Origin of the sequence: Chengkuizengella marina, assembly GCF_009910845.1 — a bacterium.
Lineage (GTDB): Bacteria > Bacillota > Bacilli > Paenibacillales > KCTC-33759 > Chengkuizengella > Chengkuizengella marina.
Genome location: NZ_SIJB01000010.1, coordinates 1 through 7,548 on the forward strand (window position 1 = coordinate 1; position 7,548 = coordinate 7,548).

Sequence of the window (7,548 nt, forward strand, 5' to 3'; positions counted from 1 at the left end):
AGGTTGTCGGGGAGGAAGTGAAAGCATGACTTTCAAAATAAAATATCCAATCGTCAAAAAATACCTTACTAGTGGTACCTCCGCTCATATTTTTGTAGATGACACAGGTATTTACGAGTGTATTCCTTTGCTTACAGATACACCAGAAAAGGCATGGCATGTGCTATATCAAAAACCTTTGGATAATCAGATATTTGGTGATGCAAATGATATAGCCGCAGGTGTTGAGCTTTGTTTTTCCCATCTAAGAGGAAGTATTAATAATGAAGAAGCCTATAAAAGGTATGTATGGGTAATAGCATATATCTGCTATAAGTTTGGACTAGACCCTACTAAAGCTATAATTGGTCATCATATCCTTGATCCACAAAGAAAAACAGACCCACAAAATGCTTTATCAAAAATGGAAAAATCATATGACCAGTTATTACAAGATGTAGTCATAGAATACTATGATTGTTTACCGAGGGAGGAAGTGTTAATGAAGCTAAAAAAATGGCAGATAGATATGGCACATCAATCTATTGAAAACTTAAATGAGAAAGAATTGCTCTATGATGTTGATGAATGGAAAAAGAAAGTAGAAGAAAAACCACAGGAAGTCATTAACGATTTTCCTTGGTTATTCTTTGTTATGTTAGATCGATTAAGTCAAAAGAAAGGTGGAAATTAATTATGGAATTTCAAGTTTATGATTTTGCAATCGTACCTATCATTGTTGCTTTAGTTCAGTTAGCAAAACAATTAGGATTAGGGGCTAAATTATTACCAGTTTTTTCTCTAGTTTTAGGGGTAGCAACTGGTATTTTTTATGTGGCTCCAGGTGATCCAAAACAAGCTATTTTAGTTGGTATTGTAATGGGACTGGCTGCTAGTGGATTATGGAGTGGGGCAAAAAATATAGTACAGAAGTAAAGTAGATTTAATGTGATATGCTCCCCTAAAGGTAGAAAGATTAAAATTCTGCTACTTAAAGGGGAGTATTTATTGTGTCTAAAAATCTTACAAACCTGGTAAATCATCATCACTCGACTGCGTTCTAAACACGTTAAATCTATATGGCGAACTTACAGCAATTAAAATAATAACTAACAGAATAAATAAAACCAAAACTATAGCTGCACTCATCTTAATCCCTCCTTTCAATATGTTGTAATACATACTATGAAAGGAAAATCTACTTTGATTGGACGGGTATCCTAGGGCAAGTACACATTTTTCATAGATTAAAGCCCCACTAATAAATAGTGAGGTTTACATTTGTGAACGTTAAAGGTGTGACTACTATTACTAGTGTTAAAAATTTCTACATCTATTGAGGACTTTAAAACCATTCCAAGAAGCTAATAATATTATTACAAGTAGAATGAATAGTACTAATACAATAGCTGCACCAGTAGCAGAACTATGTGAACTCATGTTAAGCCCTCCTTTCTATACTATGATGTACTATATACTATTAAAGGAAAATCTATTTTGTCTGGACCGGTGTCCTAAGGCAAGTACAACTTTCAGGGTTACACATAAGATAATCGTTTCCTTCTCCGACGAATCAACGGTTTATACTTTGCCTTTTTTATCTACAGCCGTAATTCACACCCGGCTGGGATTGATATATCACGACGTTGAGGAGCAGAACAGAAATAAGGTTTAGTTGAAGCTAATAATATTATTACAAGTAATATAAATAACACTAAAACTAATGCAGCTCCAGAACCAGAACTATGTGAACTCATATTAATCCCTCCTTTCTATACTATGATGTAATATATATATGAAGACAAATTAAATTAGAGCATGAGCATGAATATGAGTGGATCAAGTTTGGTGAGATTGTGGGGGTGTCCTGATGCTAACAGACCTTGAAAGAAAAGTATTACGTATTCTCTATAACTTCCCTCATTCAATAAAAAAAAGAATGCCAACCATTCGAGAACTCGAAATCAAAACAGGCAAAGACGAAAAAACAGTCCGTTCAGTATTAAACGGACTTGTTAAAGGTGGATATATAGAATGTAAAGATGGAAACACACAAAATATAAAGATTATAATGACTAGAGATTATGATTCTCCTTATAGATAAAAGATGTCTGACATTAATCTAGTTCTCTAAAGAGCCGAATCGTAATAGTTACTCCAATATGAGATTATTAGTTTCATTTTATTCTATTGGTTCAATTCTTTCTAATTTTGAAAAATACTTTTTATCTTTCGAAAACCGCCATTCATAAACCACAAAATACTCAGTATCTATTTTTATTAATTGAATAGTTGATTCAGGAACACGAACTGTTGTTAATTCATTATCTTGATTTTTAACAACAATTGAATTTTCTTTGACTTCAACAACCGTTACAAAAGCCCCAGTTGTTCCTTTGCAAGTGGCAAACAAAAAACTACCAACCAACACTATAATTATTAATATCCACCAATAACGACGCTTCAAACTTCTTCACCTCATTAGTTTGTAATTATATTTAGCTAGAACTTATAAATAAAAGGGGGGATTAAAAATTTTAACCCCTATCTGTATATATTTTCAATTTATTTATTCTTCCACATCAACTATGACATGATCTGCATTAATCAATTGAGCTGGATCACCGTTGTTATTCCAAATGTTTTGCTCCGTCCAATATAGATCAACAGACCATATACCCCTGGAGAAATCACCTGACCAAATTGTAATTGTTTCTCCAGCTTTAATGGTGTATGAATCAGGGAAATCAAAACGTTGCTCTCCTTCTACACTTAATACACTCCATCCAGTCATATCCATATCATAACTATCATTATTTATAATAGTTATGTATTCTTCCTCTAAATTTACTTCTGTATTTTGAACAAATGAATCCTATACAATTGCCTCAATTTTCTCTATTTTATTATCTATAAATCCATCATCTTGTACATAATTCTCTATACTCCATATACCTAACACTTACTTCTTGAGCTTTTGTTTGAATTTCCTTAAACTGATCTACATACTTTACATTTGGTGGATAGATATAAGCGACTCTAGCAAGTCCTCTTCCTAGTAACATCTCATTAAACATTTTTCCATCTACCAGAGATATGCTAGTAACCTACCTTATTTATCACGTTCAGATACATCTATTTCAATCTATACTTCTGATCCATCAGGTTTTGCAAATTGTGAGGCTTCAGGTCCAAAAGGTTGTATAGGTTTGTTTTGGTGTACTGTTTCTGGAGTATCTACTAAGAGCAATCGAATTGTTTCTTGCTTACCATTTAGATTAACTTTGATTGTATCTCCATCCACCACATTATTTATTGTTGCATTTATAAGTTACTTTTCCTCTTGATGATTTATGGTATTTACTTCTTCGTTTGTAGATTTTAATGTTGTGGTTTCAGTGCAGCCTACCAATAGTAGCATAAGTATAAAAATATAAAATATCCTCATATAATTCCCATCCCTATAATTTTGTAAGTAGGTTTATCTTTTCACAATTTGAAATTAAGTAAATAGTGTAAAAGAAAAGTCCAATAAAACACTACCAACTATTAAAGTCAACAGGTAAAGATGAAGAAACAGACTGTTCAGCATTAAACGGACTTGTTAGGGGTGGGTATATAGAATGCCCAGATGGTAATACTCAAAACATAAAAATTATATGTACTAGGGATTATTATGATTCACCTTTTAAGTTTATTTTTCCCCTAATTAAAATAGAAATAAATACAATCCAGAAAACTATTATTAATAAGTGACATAAAGCAATATAGATCGATAGTTTAGAACCTGATTTTAACATGATCAATATATATTCTAATTCGTTTATTCCTGGACCTCTACCTAAAGCTTCAATTACCATTACAAAAGGGAGAATAGTTGTGCAAACAAAAGTAATACGTGATAAAACAACCGCCTTTTTTTATAAAGGGAAAATGCTGCAGTTATGATTGTTATAAATAAAATAGAATTATGTGTAATCAGCAACCAAAAAGGAATATTTTCATAATGCAATTGAATCTAACTCCCCCATATTTAAGTTCATATTTTTTGGATATGCTTAGTTTAAATTAGAACAAACATAATAATAAAAAACCACCAACCTAAGTCAGTGATTCAATGAACTGGTACGTAGTTCTATTTTATTAGATCAAACTCCTAATGTTTTACAATAATACTTACCAAAAATCCGATTCATCTACTTCCTCACCTTTTTTCTTCAGTCCTGATACTACCCTGTGTTTTGTACTTCTGTTTGGCTTGTGGTATTCGTCAGAGCACATTTTTGAGACTAGTTGTCTTTTTGTCTAAACCCGAATTTTCACTTATGGACTTTTGAGAAATCTTTTTCTTATCAATGTATTTTCCTAATTTCGTTCTTGGTTTTCCTAATCCAAACATAACTATCATCCTTTCCTTGATAGTCATGTTGGACAAGTACTATAAAATTTATACGTATTTATATGAATAAAACCGTACTAGTGGACAAACGGTACTACATAGGCTTTAAACAAAAGGAGGGGATTGATAATGAAAAATGAGCTTAAAATTACGATTGATTTTAAATTATATATCCATATCATTAATGAAGGATTATTGAGGCTTTTAAAAAGCGTAAAAGAGTTTTTTGTAGGTTATTAAGTAAAGTTTTAAGGACAAAACCCAATATATTACATAATTCTCCAAAAATTACTTTATCAAGCAAAATCTATTTTTTTCAAGTGGAAAAAGATTAAAAAAGCGAAAAAGCACTAATTTTAATTTTTTATTTAAAATTCTCTTAAAAAAAGTGACCGTTTTTTGACCAGAATTTGACCATAAAATATATCAAATCCTTAGCATTATTATACTATAAGATAAAAGGAAGGGTGCATGTAGGCACTCTTTTTTTGTGGGTATAATTATCCAAGATAGGCTAGGGGAGGGAGCTAGGATGAAATATTTATTAAAAGGTTCATTTAATTATGAATAAAACAAAAAAATTTTAACAGCAATTACATTAGTTGATCCAGATCCACAATGGTAGAAACATGAATAAGAATATCAAGAAGGGCGTAGAAATACGTCTTTTTTTTGTTGGGAAAATATCATCCATTGTGCTAGGGGAAGATAATAGAATAGAGATTGATAAGTTAACACTTCCTTTTTATTCCAAATATCCGTATCCACACAATCAAAGGGAAGATGGATAGCGTAATATATACTGTAAATACATTTACTTTAAGACTTTAAGATGCAGCAAGCACCCATTGAATTACCTCTACCAAGGAGCTAATAAAGTTCCTTGGCTTTTTGTGTAAATGTCTACAGACCATCAGTCCAATCAAATTCATTGTATAGTTCATAAGATAGAATGAAAGATAAATTTCGAAGAGAGGGGGAAAATGTGATGGGATTAAAAAAAGGACCTTTTGTTGTAGCTCAGACTTTCTCAGTATTGAATCCATATGGAGGAACTGATGCAATTACTCTTGCTGCTGATGGTGACTTTGAAATTGTTGCTACTGTAGATGTGTGTGTCACACAACCACAGAAAACACAAGTATCACTGGATTCAATGGCTCAAATTGCTATAGAAACTCAGGAAAATCCTACAACATTTGAAGTAACCTATGAAATCCTGCGTAATGGTACAGCCATGGCCACCATCAATAATGAGATGGATTATGCGTCACCAAGCTTGCAAAGACATACAAATTTTCCAAACTTTCCTGTTTTAGATAATTGTCCAAGTGCTGGAATCAATACGTATGATCTCAAAATTACAAGGGTTGCAACATCTAATGTAACCAATATTTTTGTTGCTTCAAGAAGCCTTAAAGCAACAGTATTTGAATGCTAAATACAAGTTTAAAAAAAAAATTTTATATTTAAACGGTTAACAGAAGGGCGTAGAAATACGTTCTTTTGTGTGCTAGGGGAGGGAAGCAGGATAATAAACAACAGGATAAAGTTTCCGAGTTTTTATGTAATAGTATTGAAGATGATTACGCTTTGGGCATGTGTATCCGTCATTTCAGCGCTTATACAACAAGTATTCGGCACAAGCTTCTTCAGTACCAAATTCTTTTTGAAATTCAATTAAGGACATAGATTCTATTCTAGCCATGGTTTCATTCCTACGATAATAGTAGATAAAATATACATTAATGAGAGAAGCTACTCTTCACAGTAATTGAGGTGTCATTAGTCATCTTGTACATCTATTAAAAATATTTTTTCTTTAAATCCTCCTCGTTTTCTTACTTTCTCTTTTCTTATATTCTCAAGTACATCTAATGAAATACCATGTTCATTTGCTAAGGTATATATAATCTCTAACATATCAGCTAATTCTTCTATTGCATGTTCATTTGTATTTGTATTAAGATATTCATCTAATTCTTCTTTCAATTTTAAACGTAGTTCTGTAAAATATTCATTTTTATTCAATACCCTTATTTGAAATTGCTTCCCATTATTGCTAATTATATCTGGTATATGATCTCGAACTAACTTATTATACATTGGCATTCTAAAGTCTCCTTTGATCATTTCAATGACTATATCTTAATTAGATTAGTGTCGGATATCTTCATTGTATCACACATATGTTCGTAGATGGTTTTTCCATTTTTGAGCAAAGTGCATAATTAGAATATATGTTCTATTTAGGGTGAAAGCAATGAAAGAAAATAAACTAACATCTAGTTCCAATATGATGTGGGAAGCCAATCGCACATTATCAGAGTTTCAGCGATATCAAATATAGGATGCTTTATCAACGTTAAGTGAAAGAGAATGTTATGAACTTCATTTTGGAAAGTGTTTTAGTTATGAAGAGATCGCTGGATTTTTAAAAGTTAGGAAAGGTTCAAAACTACATGAAGAGGGCAGAAGTTAAAATAAAAGCTTCTAAATTAAGTAGTTTATTCCTTCAAGTAGGGTGAAAAGGCGGAATATTAAATATTCAAGAGAAATGTATAGGTATAGAAAAGGGGGATATATGCCGATTCCCTTTTCCTATTATTTTAGAAGAGATAACATATAACTTTTGGAAGTTTCAAAAAAGTATGAATATTTTGTTGAATAATCATACAGCATGTCGTAAAATGTTAGTTATAACAAACTACTATATTTTAAGTCATAGTCAATCTTTTTCTTAATCTAGTCTATTAATTAAAAGGGAAGAACTTAAATCATAATGATAGTATGGTAGTTTATCTATAAATATTTGAAAAGATGTAAGGGCTTTCATATAGAGAGGGGGGTGAATGTAAAACAAATGGAAGAAAATTAAATTAAATGGGGAGGAAATGGGTATGGTAGTATTCAAAAAAAATACGTTGTTTCATTTTATGATTGGTTTGATGCTTCTTGTTGTTTTAATTTTATTCAGTATGTTCTCTTCAACAGAGGTACATGCACAAGAACGAGAAGGATATAAAATGATTGATCAGGGTACATATAAGGTTTATGTTCCTGAAGAAGAAATTGTCGAGAACGAATCTAATTTAAATTCTTCTAATTTGAAATCTATAGATCCAAAGTCTACAAATCTAAAATCTACTAATTTAAGCAATAGTGTTGGA

12 protein-coding genes and 1 pseudogene are annotated in these 7,548 nt (G+C 31.4%); 5 read left to right on the forward strand and 8 right to left on the reverse strand.

Going from position 1 to position 7,548, the window contains the following annotated elements; all coding sequences use genetic code 11:
• Together ERL59_RS04225 and ERL59_RS04230 are read left to right on the forward strand one after the other, a co-directional pair.
• The coding region (locus tag ERL59_RS04225) for a peptidoglycan recognition protein family protein (protein ID WP_235929790.1) at positions 1 to 673 on the forward strand (673 nt) is incomplete at its 5' end.
• 2 nt (positions 674 to 675) lie between these two features.
• Entirely contained in the window at positions 676 to 915 is a 240-nt protein-coding gene (locus ERL59_RS04230) for a hypothetical protein (RefSeq protein ID WP_160644871.1), read from the forward strand.
• A gap of 87 nt (positions 916 to 1,002) precedes the next feature.
• Here the strand turns inward: ERL59_RS04230 and ERL59_RS21235 are convergent, their stop codons facing one another.
• The 3 genes from ERL59_RS21235 to ERL59_RS04235 all read right to left on the reverse strand — a co-directional run bounded on the left by ERL59_RS21235 (position 1,003) and on the right by ERL59_RS04235 (position 1,736).
• Positions 1,003 to 1,128, reverse strand: a complete 126-nt coding sequence (locus tag ERL59_RS21235; RefSeq protein WP_268894486.1) for a hypothetical protein — start codon at positions 1,126 to 1,128, stop codon at positions 1,003 to 1,005.
• 168 nt (positions 1,129 to 1,296) lie between these two features.
• Entirely contained in the window at positions 1,297 to 1,419 is a 123-nt protein-coding gene (locus ERL59_RS21240) for a hypothetical protein (protein ID WP_268894487.1), read from the reverse strand.
• A gap of 161 nt (positions 1,420 to 1,580) precedes the next feature.
• Positions 1,581 to 1,736, reverse strand: coding sequence for a hypothetical protein (locus ERL59_RS04235; protein ID WP_160644874.1), 156 nt, complete (start codon positions 1,734 to 1,736; stop codon positions 1,581 to 1,583).
• Between the two features lie 113 nt (positions 1,737 to 1,849).
• Between ERL59_RS04235 and ERL59_RS04240 the strand changes: the two genes are divergently transcribed.
• A complete protein-coding gene (locus tag ERL59_RS04240) occupies positions 1,850 to 2,083 on the forward strand; it encodes a helix-turn-helix domain-containing protein (protein WP_160644875.1) in 234 nt (77 codons plus the stop codon).
• 78 nt (positions 2,084 to 2,161) lie between these two features.
• Here the strand turns inward: ERL59_RS04240 and ERL59_RS04245 are convergent, their stop codons facing one another.
• The 4 genes and pseudogenes from ERL59_RS04245 to ERL59_RS21250 all read right to left on the reverse strand — a co-directional run bounded on the left by ERL59_RS04245 (position 2,162) and on the right by ERL59_RS21250 (position 3,283).
• A complete protein-coding gene (locus ERL59_RS04245) occupies positions 2,162 to 2,446 on the reverse strand; it encodes a hypothetical protein (RefSeq protein ID WP_160644877.1) in 285 nt (94 codons plus the stop codon).
• 102 nt (positions 2,447 to 2,548) lie between these two features.
• A pseudogene (locus ERL59_RS04250) lies at positions 2,549 to 2,821 on the reverse strand (lamin tail domain-containing protein); the annotation flags it as partial.
• A gap of 79 nt (positions 2,822 to 2,900) precedes the next feature.
• Positions 2,901 to 3,056: a thermonuclease family protein gene (locus ERL59_RS21245; RefSeq protein WP_268894488.1), complete on the reverse strand. Its 156-nt coding sequence runs from the start codon at positions 3,054 to 3,056 to the stop codon at positions 2,901 to 2,903.
• Positions 3,057 to 3,124: 68 nt separating this feature from the next.
• Complete coding sequence (locus tag ERL59_RS21250; RefSeq protein ID WP_328699902.1) at positions 3,125 to 3,283, reverse strand: thermonuclease family protein; 159 nt, start codon at positions 3,281 to 3,283, stop codon at positions 3,125 to 3,127.
• A 2,083-nt stretch (positions 3,284 to 5,366) separates the two neighbouring features.
• On the opposite strand from ERL59_RS21250, the gene ERL59_RS04260 reads away from it, so the two are divergent.
• Entirely contained in the window at positions 5,367 to 5,819 is a 453-nt protein-coding gene (locus tag ERL59_RS04260) for a hypothetical protein (protein WP_160644879.1), read from the forward strand.
• A gap of 344 nt (positions 5,820 to 6,163) precedes the next feature.
• On the opposite strand, the gene ERL59_RS04265 is transcribed toward ERL59_RS04260, so the two are convergent.
• Positions 6,164 to 6,490 (reverse strand): nucleoside triphosphate pyrophosphohydrolase, encoded by a 327-nt coding sequence (locus ERL59_RS04265; RefSeq protein WP_160644881.1) that lies wholly within the window; start codon positions 6,488 to 6,490, stop codon positions 6,164 to 6,166.
• A 788-nt stretch (positions 6,491 to 7,278) separates the two neighbouring features.
• On the opposite strand from ERL59_RS04265, the gene ERL59_RS04270 reads away from it, so the two are divergent.
• The coding region (locus ERL59_RS04270; protein WP_160644883.1) for a hypothetical protein at positions 7,279 to 7,548 on the forward strand (270 nt) is incomplete at its 3' end.